The organism is Clostridium neonatale (genome assembly GCF_900465025.1).
GTDB lineage: Bacteria > Bacillota > Clostridia > Clostridiales > Clostridiaceae > Clostridium > Clostridium neonatale.
This window is the reverse complement of sequence record NZ_UICR01000001.1, coordinates 2,231,568-2,249,979: the sequence shown is the minus strand read 5'-3', so window position 1 is coordinate 2,249,979 and position 18,412 is coordinate 2,231,568. Positions and strand designations below refer to the sequence as shown.

Genomic DNA, 18,412 nt, shown 5'->3' with positions numbered 1-18,412 from the left:
AACTTTTTTATCATACTGTTAATAGGAATATTTTATCTCATATTATTTAAATTAATTATATCAAAAATCTATCTAGAATAAATATAACTTACCTAAATTGATTTTTACAGTAATATTATATGTTATGCAAATCTAAAGAAAAAATCTATTTGAAGTAAACATAAACTACATCAAATAGATTTTTATAATTATTTTTAAATATTATTTTTTACTATATTTTTATAACCTGTATATGTAGTATAAAAATATATTGCATATATTATCATAAACATTCCTGCTGTAATAAGTGATGATCCCAATATATTGGGCTTATTATACATCATAATAAATTCATTTGCTACTTTTATTCCTACTATAGAATGTACTAGAGCTAATACAACAGGCAGGCTAAAATATATTAAAGTTTGTATAAATATTGTTTTATTTATATTCTTTTTATCTGCACCTAATTTCTTTAAAGCTACATATCTCTCAATACTGTCACTTGCTTCACATAACTGTTGCAGTGCAAGAACTGCCATACTGCTTATTAAGAAAACTATTCCTAAATATATCCCTATGAATAACATTACTGTGGTTTCGCCTTTATTTTCTTCATAAATTTCATTTTTTGTATTTGCAATTACATATCCAACTGTATCATAATCTGGATCCGAATTTTTATATGCATTTACTGAATTAACAAAATTATTTTCAGACTGATTTTTATTATTTTCATTAAAATTTATATTAACATTACTTGAACTTATAGTTTTATCATTACAGAACTCATCATTTATTATTATTGTAATTATATTATTTTGCATAAACTCAGTTTTTAAATTATCTTTTATTACTTCTTCATTTTTTATATTATATACTTTATCTTTAATTTTTATAGTTTTATTGTATTTCATGTAATTTTCTATAATTGGTAAAGTTTTCGAAAAATTTGAAGTTATTAATATTTCATCATTATTTAAATTAATTGGCTCCTCGTTATTAATTTCTCTAATTTTGTTATAATCAGAAATTTTCATATATGAGACTTCAAAATTTACATTCTTATTGATATCATTTAATGATAAAACATCTGAAATTTTTGTATCTGCCCTATATTCATTGTAGTAAGCAACCTTATCATTTTCATTAAACTTAACATTCATAATTTTAAGTGAATCTTCAATATTTCTTAAATCTTCATCTGTATCCAAATACATAAATGCACTAGCATCAAAAGGAGTTGCTCCTTGAAGCCCTGATTCTAAAGCATTTTTAAAACTAAATCCTGTAGATACTACTGATATTGTTATAAATAACATTAAACAAATTACAGACATTGATATAAAATTAGTATTAACCTTACTGTTTATTTGCTTTATTGTGAATATATTTAGATTTTTAAAGTAAATTCTCTTAGTTCTTTTAACTACATATAGTATAAATCCTGCTAAGCTAAAGAAAAATAGCACAGTTCCTACTATTCCAAGTATTATGGATATTAAGAACTTAGGATCATTTAATTGTAATCCAATATCTAATACAAACTTATATGCAGTTCCAAGAGAAATCACACATAAGATAAATGTGATTAAATAAACAAATGGATTTTTAAACCTTATTTCTTCACTCTTTTTCCCCATTTTTAATAAATCAATTATTTTATATTTTGAGATTATATAAGTATTAAATAAGATTACAAGTAAAAACATTATTCCAAAGTAAAGAATTGTCTTACTTATGGCTGATGGTGATATTATAAAACTATATTCATCCATTTTAAATTCAAATAATTTTGAAACTAATATTGATAATCCTTGTGATACTATTAATCCCAGTATTAATCCACTTATTAATGAAAGAATTCCAACTATTATTGTTTCAATAATTAATATTTTTGAAATCTTTGATTTTCCCATACCTAAAGTCATATAAAGACCAAGTTCCCTGTTTCTCTTCTTAATTAAAAAATTATTTGCATAAAGAATAAGGCTTCCTAGTATTATAGCTACAAATACAGATATATACGATATAACATCTGAAAGTATAGTTACATAATCACCTTCTGTGGATGATACTTCTACCAATGCTTTTTGAGATTCAATTGAGTTAAAACTATAAAATATACAAACGGCTAAAGTTAATGTTAAAAAGTATATTGTATAATCCTTAAAACTCTTCTTAACATTTTTTAAAGCTATTTTAGAATACATTGTTGTCGTCACCTCCAATTAGAGTTATTACTTCAATTATTCTATTAAAAAAGTCTTTTCTTGAATCATTTCCTCTAACCAATTCAGTAAATATCTTTCCATCCTTAATAAATAAAATTCTATGAGCATAACTTGCTGTAAATGCATCATGTGTAACCATTAAAATTGTTGTTTTTAAATCTTTATTTAGACTTTCAAATCTCTCTAATAATAATCTTGCAGCTTTTGAATCTAAAGCTCCTGTTGGCTCATCAGCAAGAACCAATGATGGATTTGTTACTATTGCTCTGGCACATGCAACTCTTTGCTTTTGTCCTCCTGACATTTCATATGGATATTTATTTAAGACTTTATCTATTTCTAAATATTTAGCTACCTCTTTAATTTTACTATCAATATTTGAAGGCTTTTCGCCTTTAATAGTTAAAGCTAAGGCTATGTTTTCATAAGCTGTTAATGTATCTAAAAGATTAAAATCTTGAAAGATGAATCCTAATTCATTTTGCCTGAATTTATCTAGCTTTTTTGATTTCAATCTTGTAATATCTTGATCATTAATTATTATATTACCTGTTGTAACAGTGTCTATTGTTGATATGCAATTAAGAAGCGTTGTTTTACCACTTCCTGAAGGCCCCATTATTCCAACAAATTCTCCTTCATCTACTTTAAAGCTGATATTGTCTATTGCTTTTGTTACATTTCCTTTATTCCCATAATATTTTTCTATTTTTTCAACACTTAAGATATTTTTCACTTTCTATACTCTCCTTTTTATCTATATAAAAATTTAATTTTTTTGAATTCTTTAAATTCTTAAGTTTTTTTATTTTTATATGTTCTAAAACAGTTTTTATCAAAATTGAATTTTCCCTTCGAAAATATCAAATAAAGTAATGCTGGTAATTCTAAATTTTATTAATTAGCATTTATATATACAAAATTCTATATGTTAAAACTTGCTTCATCGTATCCTGCAAATATAACTAAAAATGCAATTTTAAAAAACTCATAAAGTTTTACCATAAAATCATCTCCTACGTTTTATTATGTATTTTTTAAGTTATTGATTTTTATATTTGGCTTTGTATTAACCTTATGTGCTTATTATATATGTTACAGATTTAGTTAGAAATTTATGTAGGCTACATTAACATTACATTTTTGTAAGGTTAAGATTATAGTAGATTGGTGTGTTGGATCATAAAAATATACTAGATTTTATTTAAATATTCTTACTATATATTTTCTAGACTTCCATATGAACATAAAATAAAAAAGTCCTGAATTTCTTCAAGACTTTTTACAATGTTATACTACCTCATCAATAATAGTATTATCAAATATCATATCATACACCTTATCATAAATTTTATCAAAAATTTTAGTATATACAGCCCCAAATATATTATTAATAATACGTAAAATTATTGCTCCACCTAATCCTAAAAGTGGTATAGCTGCTGCTAATCCGCCAAAACAATTGAACACTGTCTGCCATTCATAGGTTGCTGATACTCCTACCATTAATCCACCAATCAAACCTATATACCCAATATATTCTTTTGGTAAAACTAAATAAACTATGCCAAACATAATGGATCCTAAAACTACATATATTGGTCTTTTTTTGTATCTAAATTCTAATTTTTCTGCAGTCGGCTGTAATATTGACATACATGAAAAACCTATCCATATTGTTCTTGGTAAATTCAGAATTTCTCCAATCAACATAGCTGAACATATTCCAAGAGCAAGCTTTATCTGCCACTTAGTCCTATTATCATTAATACTAATATCTTTTATTATAGTAATAAATTTATTTTCAAATTTATTTTTTCTTTGTTTATAATAAAAAATACCAGATACAATAATTCCTCCTAAAATAAGTCCAAATATACGATTAATATATCCTTTAAAATCATTTACTTCATATCCATATAAAAGTAGATATGATAATACTAAAGTTGATTGATTAGCTAACTCTACCCTATGACATGATAAAATAATTATTATCATTATAGAAAAAAAGTTTATTATACTGCCTATTATAGGATTTGATATAGATGCAAAATATGGACTTATAATATAGATTATAAAAATTCCAAATAATGCAATTGCAGATTGTTTAACATTAAAATTTAAGTTTGAAAATCTGAAAGTCAAAAGTAATATAACTGTTACTACTCCTACTATACTATTATCTTCTCCAAAAATTCTATTAAAAGATGTAACTATAACCATACAAAACAAAACGCATAAAAAATCCTTTATAATAAGTGCTGATATATATTTTCTCCTTAGTTTTTTATCTTCTGTATTTTTTATTATAGGTTTTAAACCATTTGCTCCTAATTGCATAGCTTCATAAAATGTCATAATTTTCTCCTTTCATTATCATATATTAATTAAATATAGTGCTAAATTTAATACTATAAAAAGGTAAAGAATAATCTATTATTTCTGTAGATTTTTCTTTATATCTATGCTCATTTTTTCATTTGCATTTTCTATTAACCCTATTAACTTTAAAAATTCCTCATCTCCTAACTTTCTGCGCAGTTCATAAATAGGACTTAAATAACATTTATATATTCTATCTAGCTCACCTCTTCCTTTGTCACTTATTTCAACAGCATAACTCCTTTTATCATTTTGGTCTTTTATTTTAGTTATATATCCTTCTTCAGTTAGCTTATCTATTATCCTGCTTATAATCGTTTTATTAACTCCCATAATCTTACTAAGCGTCATAGGTGTCATACTTTCTTCATAAATCACAAGTTGAGATAATAAATCTAAATGTTGTGCTGGAATTTGATATTCTTTAGTAGTGCGATATATCATGTTTCTGCTAAATAATTTTATTTCCTGCAGTTTTTCCGTCATATAAATCCAATTGAAATCTTCCATCATTTATCTTTAGTAAGAACATGTATTATAAGTACCAAACTCTTACTAAAGTTCACCTCCATTCAATTTAGACACTTTTCAGTACCTAATAAATTATTATTGTAGATTCAAAAAATCTTTCTTGAAATTCTACTAATGCCTTTATTTGTTCTTTGTTATATTTGTTTAATTCTTTACAGACTACTAATTTATCCTCAACATCATTTGTTATTTTTATTATTGCTACAACATATCCTTCATATTCTTCTAAAGGGTCAAACTCTCCAATAATGTATACATCAATTTCTTCTCCATCTCCTGATATAGTATTAGGAATAAAAGCATAATTTAAAGGATATATAAAGTTATGTTTCGGGGGCTTAGAACCTAATGGTCTATCCATTTTAACTTTATCAAGTTTACCTAAGTAAGACCCCATATAATCGTCTTCTTATTTATTTTACTTTTAATATAGTTGACTTTGTAAACTATATTTTATTCTTATTTTTTATGTTTGTCAAACTAAATGAATTGTCAGCTTAATAAAAAATCGTCGAGGCAACTAAGTTACAATCTATTTATTAAGTCCTTATTAATCTATAATAGAAAGAACTTCATAAAAAAAGCAGACATTGCACCCAATGTCATTTTATAATTTAAATGACATTAGGCATCATGGCTGCTTTTTTTATTATAACATTAATATTTATTTAAAATAGCATCTTATTTAAATACTTTTATACGTTCTTCTAGTGGAGAGAATTGCTTTTCATCTGGCTTTGCTGTTGGTTTTCCAAATGGCATTTGTCCAATAAGCTTCCAATTTTCAGGTATGCTCCATTCTTTCTTCACATCATTTTCAATAAGTTCATTATAATGTTGTAATGATGCTCCAAATCCTTCAATTTCTAATGCAGTCCAAATAACAAATTGATGCATTCCACTTGTTTGCTGTGACCATATTGGAAAATTATCTTTATATAGTGCAAATTGCTTTTGTAATGATTCTATTACACTATTATCTTCAAAATATAAAACAGTACCATATCCATTTTTAAATGAATTTATCTTATCTTCAGTAGAACTAAAATTATCAGCTGGTACAATCTTTCTTAATGCTTTCATTGTAATATCCCATAATTTATCGTGCTCTTTTCCAAGTAATAAAACTACCCTTGTACTTTGTGAGTTAAATGCTGATGGAGTATGTTTTACAGCATGTTCTATAATCTCCTTAATTTTGTCGTCTGATACAACAGCCTCCTTACTAATTCCATAAAATGAACGTCTATCTGCTACAGCAGTAAAAAAATCTTTTGACATTGATTATTCCTCCTAGTTTTTCTAAATTATTATTTATGTATTTTTTAATCTTCATATTTTTTATATTATTTTCTCTACTTATTTCTAAAATTAAAAATTAGGTATTTTATTTCTGTTTATCAAGTTCTAATGAATAAATATTAACATCCAAATTTATTTTTATTAATGCATGTCCATTTTTACTTGAAGGAATATGAAGTTATTTATTTTATCTATCATTTAGAAATAATTTTTATAAAGTTTCTTACTTTTTGTAAGTAACTTTAAATATATTATCATACATTAATTTAAATTAGTCAAGAGTTTTTTTATAATTGTTTTTTCTATATTAAAGTTTATTATTTTTAATATTAATTTAACTTTAAAGTATTTAACAAAGTTATATTTGAATTTCCTTTCTAATCTTAAAAGCCTTTGTCTGTATTATATTTATGTGATTATACTAATAAAAATTAAAGAACCTCTTATTATAATTAACAAGAGGTTCTTTCTTTATGCGTTTTGTATTTTATAATTAGGTCCATTTTTCTGCCCACTTTTGAATTTCATCCATGACATTTTCAAGCTCTAAACCCTTTTCTGTTAGTTCATATTCTATACGAACTGGAGTTTCAGGATAAACTTTTCTTACAATAATCCCTTCCTTGTCTAGTTCTTTCAATCTTTCTGTAAGCATTCGAGAACTCATATTAGGAATTGCTTCTTCTATATCTGAAAATCTATGTTGTCCATTCAATATTGTTCTTATAATTAATCCGGTCCATCTCTTCCCTAATAATTCAAAGGCGCTTTCAAATTTTGGACACATATGATATTTTTCTATATCTCTCACCACCTTATGCAATGTTATTTTATCATACTTACTTTACAATAGTAAGTACCTTATGTCATTATTTATAGTATTTATTTTATTAAAAATCACTTTAAATTAACTTTTTAATAAGATAAATTAATCCATTTGCAAGAGTTTCTCCCCAGTAAAGATGATCATGTCCACTGCCAAATTCCTCAAATTTAACTTTATATCCATGGTTAATAAGATTATCTTTAAATGCTTTATTTGTATCTTTCATAGATACTTTTGGTTCAATAGCACCTACATTTATATAAAATTTTAATGGCAGTTTTTCTTTTTTATTAAATTCATGATTTATCCATGTGCATTCATCATCATATTCTTTTCTCTTATACCAGTATGAACCAGACTGAGACAATACATTTCCAAATATATCTGAATATCTAAGACCTATGTATGATGCTGCAAGTCCACCAAGACTATATCCACCGATAATATTTTTATTTGGATTATCTGATACATTATAGTTTTCTTTAATATAAGAAATAAGTTCCTTTCCTATAAAATCTGTAAATTCATCACTACACTGAAGATTTTCTGTTCTATCCTTTGTTGACTCAACAAATACAGTTATAATCTTTGGTATCTTCTCGCTTCCCATAAGATTATCAAGAACATTTAATGCATTAAGCTCATTTATATATTCAAAGCCATCATTTAATACAAGCATTCCATAAGGATCACAATTTTCATTATATCCATATGGCATATATACACTTAATTTTCTTTCTTCTTTTAAAATACCGCTATAAATTACATGTTCACATAAATTTCCGCTTTTATAATTATTATTTTTTTGTATATATACTCTTGGGGCTGCATCTTCAAGAGCTACATAAGGCACTAAGCGTACATTTCCACTTAATTTATCTATATGTTTAATTTTATTATTATTAAATTCATCGCCTTGTACATTTCTCCATCTTCTGTTCCAATCATTATCAAGAGGATCATTTATTGAAAACTGATAAGTAAAGCTTATATCTTTTCTTACAATATAAGAAATATACCATAAATTTGTCTTATCTAATTTTTCTAATATACAGTTTTCAAGCTTTCTCATTCCAACAGGCGGTATTAAAACTACATTATGAAGTGGCTTTTTTTCTTTATATATTATTGTTACAAGTTTATTATAATCATCATTTTCTATATCCTCTATTAAAGGAGCTCCCTGCTTTTCTATATCACCCCAAAATACATCAACTGCATTTTTGTGCCCTTCTTTTATCATTTTTTCTAACTGTGCGATCTTTTTATTTTTAAGATATGTTCTCTCCATTTTATCACCTCACATTTATATAGCTTTTCAGTTAAGCCTTATAAACTATAGATTTTTCCCATATATTATTTTAAGTAAATCTCTCAGATGTACAGCTTCGCATAAGTCTACATATCCTTCTTTCAATATTATTCTAATGAGCGTATGCCATTCAGAGATTGACATAATACTTGTATATTATTTTTAAGATATTTTTTAAGTAAGACTTTCAAATTTACAGCCGCAATAATACTATATATTCTTTTTTCATATATTATTAAAAAAACACAAGCATATTTACAACTTTTCAAAAAACTAAATATTCTTTTTCTCTAGAACTTTAAGTGCATTTTCAAGCATTGATGCTGTTACTTTATATGGATAATGTTTTACATCTGACATTTCTGGAATCTTATCTATTATTTCATTAAACTGCTCTCTTGAAATTCCTATATCCTGAAGCTTTACAGGCAGACCAATCTTTTTGTTAAACTCATATATCTTTTCAAAATCGCGTATTGCATTATCGCATAATAAAAGTATAAGTACTCCAAAAGCTACCACTTCCCCATGAAGGTGATTTTTTTCTATTTCTTCAAATTGTGTAAGTGCATAAAATACTGCATGTGCAAGTCCACTATTGTAGTCAGGAGTATGATCACGTGTTAAAAATATTGATACTATAGCTGTAGTAACTATAATTACCAAAGCTGTCTGTTCAAGTTCATATGAACATATTTTCTTTTCATTATCTTCTAGAGCTTTTTCTCCATAGATAATTAGAGGATGCAAACACATATGACTCATTCCTACTCCAAGTGATTTAAAGTGCTCAAGTTCTTCTTCTCTTGCTGAAATTGTACTTTCATAATATTTTGAGTATGTATCTCCAATACCTGCCCACATATATTTTTCTGGAGCATTTGTTAATATTTCAGTATCTATAAATGTATGTACAGCAGGACGTAAGAAAAAGTATGGTTCTTTAAAAGTTCCATCATTGTTGTACATTATAGAAACTGTTGTACATGCTGCACAGTTAGATGCTATAGTTGGGAATGTAAATACTTTTTTGTTTATTTTCTGACCTAAGCATTTACATGTATCAAGTGCCTTTCCTCCTCCAACTGCAAAAATATAATCACATTTTTTAACTGCATCATTTTCACTTAATAAAGATACATTGTCATATGTACAATCATTTCCAAACCATACAAAATCCAAAATTTCAATTTTAGCTTCTTCTGCTGCTTTAATTAGCTTATCCTTTGCAGCGTTCATTCCTTTGTGGCCACCTATTACAACTGCCTTTTCTCCATATTCAAGACATATGTCCTTTATTTTGCCGTAAACATCATTGCCAATGCAATAGCTTGGTAAAAATAAATCATAATTTTCCATATATAACACCCCTAAATTTCTTATTGCTTTGTTATGTTAATAATCTATATTTTGATTAATAATATTATATCGCAATATTTATAATTCTAAAAGTCAGGATCACCCGTAAAACGTGCTGCCCTTACTTTAAAATAATACAATAATACGTAAAATGCCATCTGATATTATAGAGATTCTATTATTTAAAGTTTGAAAAGACAAATTAAAAGACTTGAATCAGAAAATAAAAAGCTTAAAGTTAATTATGCATATATAAACAACTATATTTATATGAAATTATGGTATAATTAACTCTATAAGTTAAGTTGTAATTGAATTATAATACGAGATAAATATAGGAGGAAAAATGAAAAAATTAATTTTTGGGGGAATTATGTTTTTTAGCGGTTTTGCTGGGATATTAATGTTAATTGGTATATCGACTTTATATCCATATTCTTTTGAATATACAACTACAAGATTTTTTAGCTTTTTACAAGATTCACATACTGTACTTCCTTTTATTATATTCGCAGTATTGTGTTTTGGGGGTGGAATTATTGCTTGGAATGCTTCTTATAAATAGACTATAAGCAGAAAGAATTAAAGTCCAGCAATTATTGCTGGACTTTTTAAGTGACATTTTTCGGGAGGTGACTGTCACCATTATATAGTCACCTTATATATCACTTAAATCTTCACCGTTAGTTGCAATTACTCTTTTATACCAGTCAAAAGATTTCTTTTTAGATCTTTCAAGTGTTCCAGATCCATCGTTATTTTTATCTACATAGATAAATCCATAACGTTTTTTCATTTCTCCAGTACCTGCTGATACAAGGTCAATACATCCCCAAGGAGTATATCCTATAAGATCAACACCATCTTCTTCAACTGCATCTTTCATTGCTTCAATGTGATTTCTGAAATATTCTATTCTTGGTTGGTCATCAACTGTTCCATCTTCTTTTTTAACATCGATTGCACCAAATCCATTTTCAACAATAAACATTGGTAATTGATATCTATCATAGAACCAGTTTAATGAATATCTAAGTCCTAGCGGATCAATTTGCCATCCCCAGTCACTTGCTTTAACATATTCATTTCTTACTAAATCTGTTGTTTCATCATAATCAAAATGTATATTATTTTCATTATGTTTAGTTGCAAATGACATATAATAACTAAATCCTATATAATCTACGCATCCTTCTAATAGAGCTTTTTTATCTTCAGCTGTTATATCAAGTTCATATCCTTTTCTTTCAAAGAATTTATCCATATATTTAGGATAAGCTCCTATTACATGAACATCTGTGAACCAATAACGTTTATGCATTGCACTCATTGCCATAAATATATCTTCTGGTTTGCATGTTGCAGGATATATAGGACACATTGCAATCATACATCCAATTTGCATATCTGGATTTATTTCATGACCAATCTTTACAGCTATTGCACTTGCAACAAGCTCATAATGAGCTGCTTGATACATTATTTTTTCACGATTTTCTCCATCTTTATACTTAATTCCTGAGTTTGTAAATGGTGCAAAATCCTCTGCATAGTTAGCTTGATTATTTATTTCATTAAATGTCATCCAGTACTTAACTTTATTTTTGTATCTTTCAAAACAAACTTTTGCAAAGTTTACAAAGAAATCAATACATTTTCTATTTCTAAAGCCACCATATTCTGTTACTAAATGATATGGAAGCTCAAAATGTGATAATGTTACTACAGGTTGAATTCCATATTTTAAGCATTCATCGAATAAGTCATCATAGAATTTTAATCCTTCTTCATTTGGAGTTTCTTCATCTCCATTTGGGAAAATACGAGTCCATGCTATACTTGTTCTAAAGCACTTAAAGCCCATTTCTGCAAATAGTGCTATATCTTCTTTATATCTATGATAAAAATCGATTGCTTCATGATTTGGATAGTTTAATCCTTCGATTACTCCATCTGTTATTTCTCTTTTTGTATTAACTGAACCAGCTGTCATTACATCTGCAACGCTGATACCTTTTCCGCCTTCTTTCCATCCACCTTCGAGTTGGTGAGCTGCAACTGCTCCACCCCATAAAAAGTCTTTTCTTAGTGCCATTATAGCCACATCCCTTTCTTCATAAAAAATAATTATCTAAGTGTTTTTATAATAATTATGGAAAACTTAAAAATTTACTATATCTTTTTTTATTATATAATTACAAATTTCTTTTCTACATTTATAATTTTAAAACATTTACTTTTATTTGTTAAGATTTTATGGGTAAAATAAAAATAGTTATAACTTCTGTTATTTGTTACTTGTATGTAACACCTTGTAACATATTGAATTTCTATAAACAGATGTGAACTATAATTAAAACTTATATAAATAATATTTCCTAACCAACAAAATCTTAAAAGCACTTAGATTCTTGAAACACCACATTTATAGTAACAGCTTTATTATTTAGATTGTTCACTATAATTAAGCTTATCATTTCACTAAGTGCTTAATTAAGAATTGCATCAGTCAGTTAACTTCTGTTATCACCTGCTGTTGTAATTCCTATAATTAATATTAAGAATTATATAGATTAGTTTACTATTATCATATTAAGAATTATATGCGTTAGTTAACTCCTACAATATGGCAAGCTACCTTTCTTCCATTAATATCTTTTAATTTAGGTTCTTCCTTTGAACATATATCTTTACAATATGGACACCTTGTATGGAATCTACATCCTTTTGGTGGATTTACTGGACTTGGTATTTCACCTTGAAGTACCTCTTTTTCAGTACTTCTAAGCTTTGGATCTGGCTTTGGAACGGCAGAAATCAAAAATTTTGTGTATGGATGAAGTGGATTTTCAAATATCTTTTCTGTTTCTCCTACTTCGCATATTTTACCTAAAAACATAACACAAACTCTATCTGAAATATATCTTACAACACTAAGATCATGTGATATAAACAAATATGTAAGATTATATTCCTTTTGTAGTTTATTAAGAAGATTAATTATTTGAGATTGAATTGATACATCAAGTGCAGATACGGGTTCATCACAGATTATAAGCTTTGGCTTTAAAGCTAATGCTCTTGCAATTCCTATTCTTTGTCTTTGCCCTCCGCTAAACTGATGAGGATATCTGTTTAAAAATTCTTGTCTTATTCCAACTTCTCTCATTAATTCATTTATCCTCTTAAGCATATCTTCCTTATTTTTATACATCTTATGAGTAATTAAAGGTTCTGCTATAATCTGCTTAACAGTCATTCTTGGATTTAAGGAAGCATATGGATCTTGAAATATGAGCTGCATTTTCTTTCTTATCTCTCTAAGCTGTGCTGGCTTTAAATCATATAAATTGCATCCATCAAATTCTACTTTTCCATTTGTTGGTTCGATTAATCTTATTAAAAGTCTTCCGAGTGTGCTTTTCCCACATCCTGACTCTCCAACAAGAGCAAATGTTTCACCTTTATATATTTCAAGATTTATATTTGACACAGCATGTACAACACCATTACTTTTTTTATAACCCGAAGATGATATATTAAATTCTTTTACAAGATCAGTTGCTTTTAACAATATTTCTTTACTCATCGTACTACCTCCTTTTCATAAAGGAAGCATCTTGTATAATGTCCTTCTTCAACTTTATATAATTCTGGTTCCTCTTCAAAGCATCTTGATATAGCTTTATCGCATCTTGGACAAAAGAGGCATCCTTTTGGAAGTTTCAATAAATTAGGCACCATACCTCTAATACTATATAAATTATCCTTATGGCTATCTATTCTAGGCATTGATTTCATTAATCCTTCAGTATATGGATGACTTATATTATCAAATAATTCAAATACATCTGCCTGTTCCATGACTTTTCCAGCATACATTACATATACGTAGTCACAAATTTCTGCAACTATTCCTAAATTATGAGTTATCATAAGTATGGATGTTCCATTTTCTTTTTGGAGCTTTTTCATAAGCTTCAGTATTTGAGCTTCAATTGTAACATCTAATGCAGTTGTAGGTTCATCTGCTATAAGAAGTTTAGGCTTACATATCATTGCCATTCCTATAACAACTCTTTGCCTAAGTCCTCCAGATAATTGATGTGGATAACTATTATACCTTTTTTCTGGTTCTGGAATTCCTACTTCTTTAAATATTTCAATAACTCTTTTCTTTGCTTCTTCTTTACTTACATTCTCATGAAGTAATATTGCTTCTCTTACTTGCTTTCCAATAGTATATACAGGATTAAGTGAGGTCATTGGTTCTTGAAATATGAATCCGATCTCATTTCCACGTATTTTTTGCAATTCTTTTTTACTAAGATCTATGAGTTTCTTATCTTCAAGTTCTATACTTCCTTCCACTATCTTCCCCGGCTTTTTTATTAAATTAATTATGGACATTGCAGTCATACTCTTTCCACAGCCTGATTCACCAACAACACCTATAATCTTTCCTTTTGGAACTTCTATATTGACACCATCAATTGCCGGCACAACTCCTTTTCTTGTTAAAAAATGTGTCTTTAAATTATATATAGATAATAACTTTTCATCTTCCATGAAATTCACCTCCTATAACTACTCCTTTAAATATGGATCTATGGCATCTCTTAAACCATCACCTAAGAAATTAAATGCTAAAACTATTACTAAAATTGCAATCCCAGGTGCTATTGAAATCCAAGGATCTGTAAATAAATATTGCTTTCCTCTAACCACCATGAGTCCCCAGCTTGTTGAAGGTGGCTGTGCTCCAATTCCAAGGAAGCTTAAGCTTGACTCAGATAAAATTGATGCTGGAACATTTAATGTAAATAAGACTATTAATGAAGAAATACAATTTGGAAGAATATGCTTGAACATTATAACTGATTTTTTTACTCCAATTGATATTGCAACTTCCACAAATTCCTTCTCTTTAAGTGCTAAAGTCTGTGATCTTACAATCCTTGCTGTTCCTGCCCAATTTACGAGACTAAGTGCAATGAAAATGTTTATAAGACTAGCTCCTAATGTATACATTACTACCATAGCTAATAATAATGATGGAAATGCTAGCATTATATCTGCAAATCTCATAATAATAAAATCAACTTTTTTACCAAGAAAACCTGCCATAAGTCCAAGTATAGTTCCAATAACCATTGATATTACAGTTGGTACAATTCCTATAACAAGTGATATTCTTGCACCATATATAAGTCTGCTTAAAACATCACGTCCAAGTTCATCTGTACCAAGAAGATGAGTTGAACAAGGTGCAATTAATCTGTCTTTTAATACTTGTGCATTAGGATCATATGGCGAAAAAATTGGAGCAAGTATTGCTACTATACATATTGCCAATATTATAAATGCTGAAAATACTGCTAACTTGTTATTTCTAATCATACTTTTTATTTTATCTAAAGCTGTATCACTATCTTCTATGTCTGTTTCTATATCTTCTTCAAATTCGTTATGAACAAATTCTTCTAATTCTTCTCTTAACTTTGCTTCACTCATATTTTCACCTACTCACATCTAATTCTTGGATCAATTACTGAATATAAGATATCTGCTACCAAATTACCACCAATTATAAGTACTGTTGTAAAAAGCACTGTACCTTGAAGCAGAGGCATGTCTCTGTTTGAAATTGCATCAACAGCAAGTCTTCCTATACCTGGAATAGAAAAAATACTTTCTGTGATTACAGCTCCAGATAATAAACTAGAAATTTGTATAGCCATCATTGTTACAACTGGAAGCAATGCATTTTTCAAGGCATGACCTACAACAACTATACTTTCAGAGGCACCCTTAGCTCTAGCAGTCCTTATAAAATCATTTTGCATTATTTCTAAAAGACTTGATCTTGCAAGTCTTGCTATGGTACCTGCTGAGCTCCAACCAAGAACTATTGCCGGCAAAGCAAGATGCATCCAAGTTTTATATCCTGATACTGGAAATACTTTTAGCTTGTATGCAAAAACATATTGAAGTAATAATGCTCCCCAAAATACTGGCATAGATACACCAAATAATGAAACTGACATAAATAATCTATCTATAATTGTATTTTGTTTTATTGCTGATATTATTCCTGCTGGTATTCCTACTATCCATGCTATTACTGCAGCAAATAATGCAAGTTTAACTGTATTAGGAAATGCATCTTTTATTAAATCTGTAACATCTCTCTTTAGTTTATAAGACATACCTAAATCACCTTGAATTGCATTTATAATATATTTAAAAAACCTGATAATTACAGGATCATCAAGTCCCATTCTCACTCTAAACTGTTCAATAAGATCAGGCTTTATATGCTCTCCCATCATTAATGTTATTGGATCACCTGGAACAACATTTAGCATTATAAAAATTATAAAGATAACTCCAATTAATACTGGTATGGAAATTAAAATTCTTTTTAATATATATTTGCTCAAATTGCTTCCCCCCTTAGCTTTTTTGATTTACATTTTTGTTATTTTAAAAAAGTGGGATATTTCAAAATGAAATACCCCTGATACATTAACTTACTACTATTCTTCTATATACATATCATGATACATATTTCCAGACCAACCATTCCACAATATCTTATAATTTTTAACTCTTGGATTAACTACGAATAAATGTTGTTTTGAATATAGTGGAACCCATGCTGCATCTTCTTGAATAATTTTCTTTTCAAGATCTTGATATAACTTAATTCTTTCATCTGCATTAACAATAGTCCTTGCTCTTACTACTTCATTTGAAACTTCTTCATTATTATAGTTAAAAGATCTCTTTACAGTATTTGTTGGTGCAAAGAATGTATAAATAAAGTTATCTGGATCATTAAAATCGGCTGACCAGTTTGTAACATATGAACCTAATTTACCTTCAGATCTTGTTGAAAACCAAGTTGCTTCATCAACAACATTAATGTTAACTTTAATTCCTATTTGAGCAAGCATTGATTGATTTAATTCATAAGTTTGAACTGTAGAATCAACACTTTCTGAATCTTGGCTTATTTCCATCTCAAATCCATTAGGATATCCTGCTTCTTTTAATAATTCTTTAGCTTTTTCCGGATTATATTCTATCACTGGAAGATCTTTATTATATCCAATTAATCCTGGTGGGAATATACCTGATTGTACGGTTCCCTTCCCACTATAAACTGTATCTAAAATAGCCTGTCTGTCTATTCCCATTTGAATTGCTTTTCTTACACGCACATCATTAAGTGGTTCAATATTTTCATTAAGGCTCATATAATAAATACCAACCTTATCTCTGCTTACTATCCAATTTTTGTACTTATCACTATCTAAGAAATATTTAATTTGCTGTGGTGCAGTATCTAAATCAAGTTCATCTAATTCACCTGATTCAAACATCATTCTTAATGTTTCTGAATCTTTTACAACCTTGAATGAAATTCTATCTAGCTTAGGTCTTTCATTCCAATAATCATCAAAGGCAACAAGCTGCTCTTCACTGTTTAATACCCAGCTGTCAAACTTGAAAGGGCCAGTTCCTACAGTAAGTTCTGGCTTAATTCCAAAATCTGCACCTGCTTCTTCTGTTGCTTTTCTATTATAAATTGATACCCCTGGTGTAGAAAGATTTGCCAAAAATGGAGCAAATGGCTCATCTAATGTCATTTTAACTGTGTAATCATCGACAACTTCTAATCCTTTTAATGAATCTGCCTTACCATCCATCATGTCTTGTGCTCCGCTTATTGCATCAATAAAATCCTGATTTAGTGCTTCTGTTTCAGGCTTTAGCATTCTTTCAAATGTATATTTAACATCATCTGCTTTAAATTCTTCTCCATTATGGAACTTTACACCTTTTCTTAAATGAAATGTATATGTAAGTCCATCTTCTGAAATATCCCAGCTTTCTGCTAAACTTGGAACAATTTTAGTTTCCCCATTCTCATCTAGTTTTACTTCTACAAGTCTATCAAAAATGTTCATTGGAATTGTATAATCCTCAGTAGTTTTTTGAACATCAGCAGTTTGAATTTCTTCATTGGTTGCAAGCCTTAATGTGTTACTTGTATCATCTGATGAAGCTGAACTTGAACTGCTTTTATCTCCACCTCCACATCCTGTTAATATTAACGTGACTGTTAACACCGCTGCCACTAACGACCCAATTGATTTTTTCATAAAGTATATTCCCCCTTCAAATAGATATAATATTTTTTATAATAATAAAAAAAGGTGCATTTTTATATAAAAATGCACCTTTGCTTTCATATTTTGTAATATATGTCTAGTATACCATTTTTTACGCTTTAAGTAAATCATTTAGATAAAATTTATTCATAATACTATTCATTTTCTATTCGTCTTAATTTTAAAATCATAAATTATCTTAAATTTTAATTTGATTTTTTATAAGATAATATAATCGCCTTATAAACATTAGGACTTGCTCTTAATATACTTAAGAGTAAGTCCTTTACGTCAAACTTTCATTATT

16 protein-coding genes are annotated in these 18,412 nt (G+C 27.9%); 1 reads left to right on the top strand and 15 read right to left on the bottom strand.

Annotated elements, in window-relative coordinates:
* Positions 1-194 precede the first annotated feature (194 nt).
* From CNEONATNEC86_RS10400 to CNEONATNEC86_RS10360, 9 genes are all read right to left on the bottom strand, one after another.
* Positions 195-2,192: an ABC transporter permease gene (locus tag CNEONATNEC86_RS10400; RefSeq protein WP_125149731.1), complete on the bottom strand. Its 1,998-nt coding sequence runs from the start codon at positions 2,190-2,192 to the stop codon at positions 195-197.
* Complete coding sequence (locus CNEONATNEC86_RS10395; protein WP_058295377.1) at positions 2,182-2,949, bottom strand: ABC transporter ATP-binding protein; 768 nt, start codon at positions 2,947-2,949, stop codon at positions 2,182-2,184. The genes CNEONATNEC86_RS10400 and CNEONATNEC86_RS10395 overlap by 11 nt, the downstream gene beginning before the upstream one ends.
* A 554-nt stretch (positions 2,950-3,503) precedes the next feature.
* A complete protein-coding gene (locus tag CNEONATNEC86_RS10390; RefSeq protein WP_125149733.1) occupies positions 3,504-4,571 on the bottom strand; it encodes an FUSC family protein in 1,068 nt (355 codons plus the stop codon).
* A 78-nt stretch (positions 4,572-4,649) separates the two neighbouring features.
* Positions 4,650-5,081 (bottom strand): MarR family winged helix-turn-helix transcriptional regulator, encoded by a 432-nt coding sequence (locus CNEONATNEC86_RS10385; RefSeq protein ID WP_230131955.1) that lies wholly within the window; start codon positions 5,079-5,081, stop codon positions 4,650-4,652.
* Positions 5,082-5,190: 109 nt separating this feature from the next.
* Positions 5,191-5,523: an inorganic diphosphatase gene (locus CNEONATNEC86_RS10380; RefSeq protein WP_125149734.1), complete on the bottom strand. Its 333-nt coding sequence runs from the start codon at positions 5,521-5,523 to the stop codon at positions 5,191-5,193.
* Positions 5,524-5,807: 284 nt separating this feature from the next.
* Positions 5,808-6,407: a nitroreductase family protein gene (locus tag CNEONATNEC86_RS10375; protein WP_159116211.1), complete on the bottom strand. Its 600-nt coding sequence runs from the start codon at positions 6,405-6,407 to the stop codon at positions 5,808-5,810.
* Between the two features lie 514 nt (positions 6,408-6,921).
* A complete protein-coding gene (locus CNEONATNEC86_RS10370) occupies positions 6,922-7,230 on the bottom strand; it encodes a winged helix-turn-helix transcriptional regulator (protein ID WP_058296914.1) in 309 nt (102 codons plus the stop codon).
* Positions 7,231-7,330: 100 nt separating this feature from the next.
* Complete coding sequence (locus tag CNEONATNEC86_RS10365) at positions 7,331-8,545, bottom strand: alpha/beta hydrolase (protein WP_125149736.1); 1,215 nt, start codon at positions 8,543-8,545, stop codon at positions 7,331-7,333.
* Positions 8,546-8,839: 294 nt separating this feature from the next.
* On the bottom strand, positions 8,840-9,925 hold the full coding sequence (locus CNEONATNEC86_RS10360) for an iron-containing alcohol dehydrogenase family protein (protein ID WP_125149737.1): 1,086 nt from the start codon (positions 9,923-9,925) through the stop codon (positions 8,840-8,842).
* Positions 9,926-10,271: 346 nt separating this feature from the next.
* Here CNEONATNEC86_RS10360 and CNEONATNEC86_RS10355 point away from each other — a divergent pair, with 346 nt between their 5' ends.
* Positions 10,272-10,490, top strand: coding sequence for a hypothetical protein (locus tag CNEONATNEC86_RS10355; RefSeq protein WP_159135957.1), 219 nt, complete (start codon positions 10,272-10,274; stop codon positions 10,488-10,490).
* A 93-nt stretch (positions 10,491-10,583) separates the two neighbouring features.
* Here CNEONATNEC86_RS10355 and CNEONATNEC86_RS10350 read toward each other — a convergent pair whose 3' ends face one another.
* From CNEONATNEC86_RS10350 to CNEONATNEC86_RS10325, 6 genes are all read right to left on the bottom strand, one after another.
* Positions 10,584-12,020: a 6-phospho-beta-glucosidase gene (locus CNEONATNEC86_RS10350; protein WP_200848515.1), complete on the bottom strand. Its 1,437-nt coding sequence runs from the start codon at positions 12,018-12,020 to the stop codon at positions 10,584-10,586.
* Between the two features lie 513 nt (positions 12,021-12,533).
* On the bottom strand, positions 12,534-13,514 hold the full coding sequence (locus CNEONATNEC86_RS10345) for an ABC transporter ATP-binding protein (RefSeq protein ID WP_159135956.1): 981 nt from the start codon (positions 13,512-13,514) through the stop codon (positions 12,534-12,536).
* Positions 13,511-14,494, bottom strand: a complete 984-nt coding sequence (locus tag CNEONATNEC86_RS10340) for an ABC transporter ATP-binding protein (RefSeq protein ID WP_159135955.1) — start codon at positions 14,492-14,494, stop codon at positions 13,511-13,513. The genes CNEONATNEC86_RS10345 and CNEONATNEC86_RS10340 overlap by 4 nt, the downstream gene beginning before the upstream one ends.
* A gap of 18 nt (positions 14,495-14,512) precedes the next feature.
* Positions 14,513-15,439 carry an ABC transporter permease gene (locus CNEONATNEC86_RS10335; protein ID WP_159135954.1) on the bottom strand — a complete coding sequence of 309 codons (927 nt, stop codon included), beginning with the start codon at positions 15,437-15,439 and terminating at the stop codon, positions 14,513-14,515.
* A gap of 8 nt (positions 15,440-15,447) precedes the next feature.
* Positions 15,448-16,368 (bottom strand): ABC transporter permease, encoded by a 921-nt coding sequence (locus CNEONATNEC86_RS10330; protein ID WP_159135953.1) that lies wholly within the window; start codon positions 16,366-16,368, stop codon positions 15,448-15,450.
* Between the two features lie 96 nt (positions 16,369-16,464).
* A complete protein-coding gene (locus CNEONATNEC86_RS10325) occupies positions 16,465-18,096 on the bottom strand; it encodes an ABC transporter substrate-binding protein (protein WP_159135952.1) in 1,632 nt (543 codons plus the stop codon).
* Between the last annotated feature and the right edge of the window lie 316 nt (positions 18,097-18,412).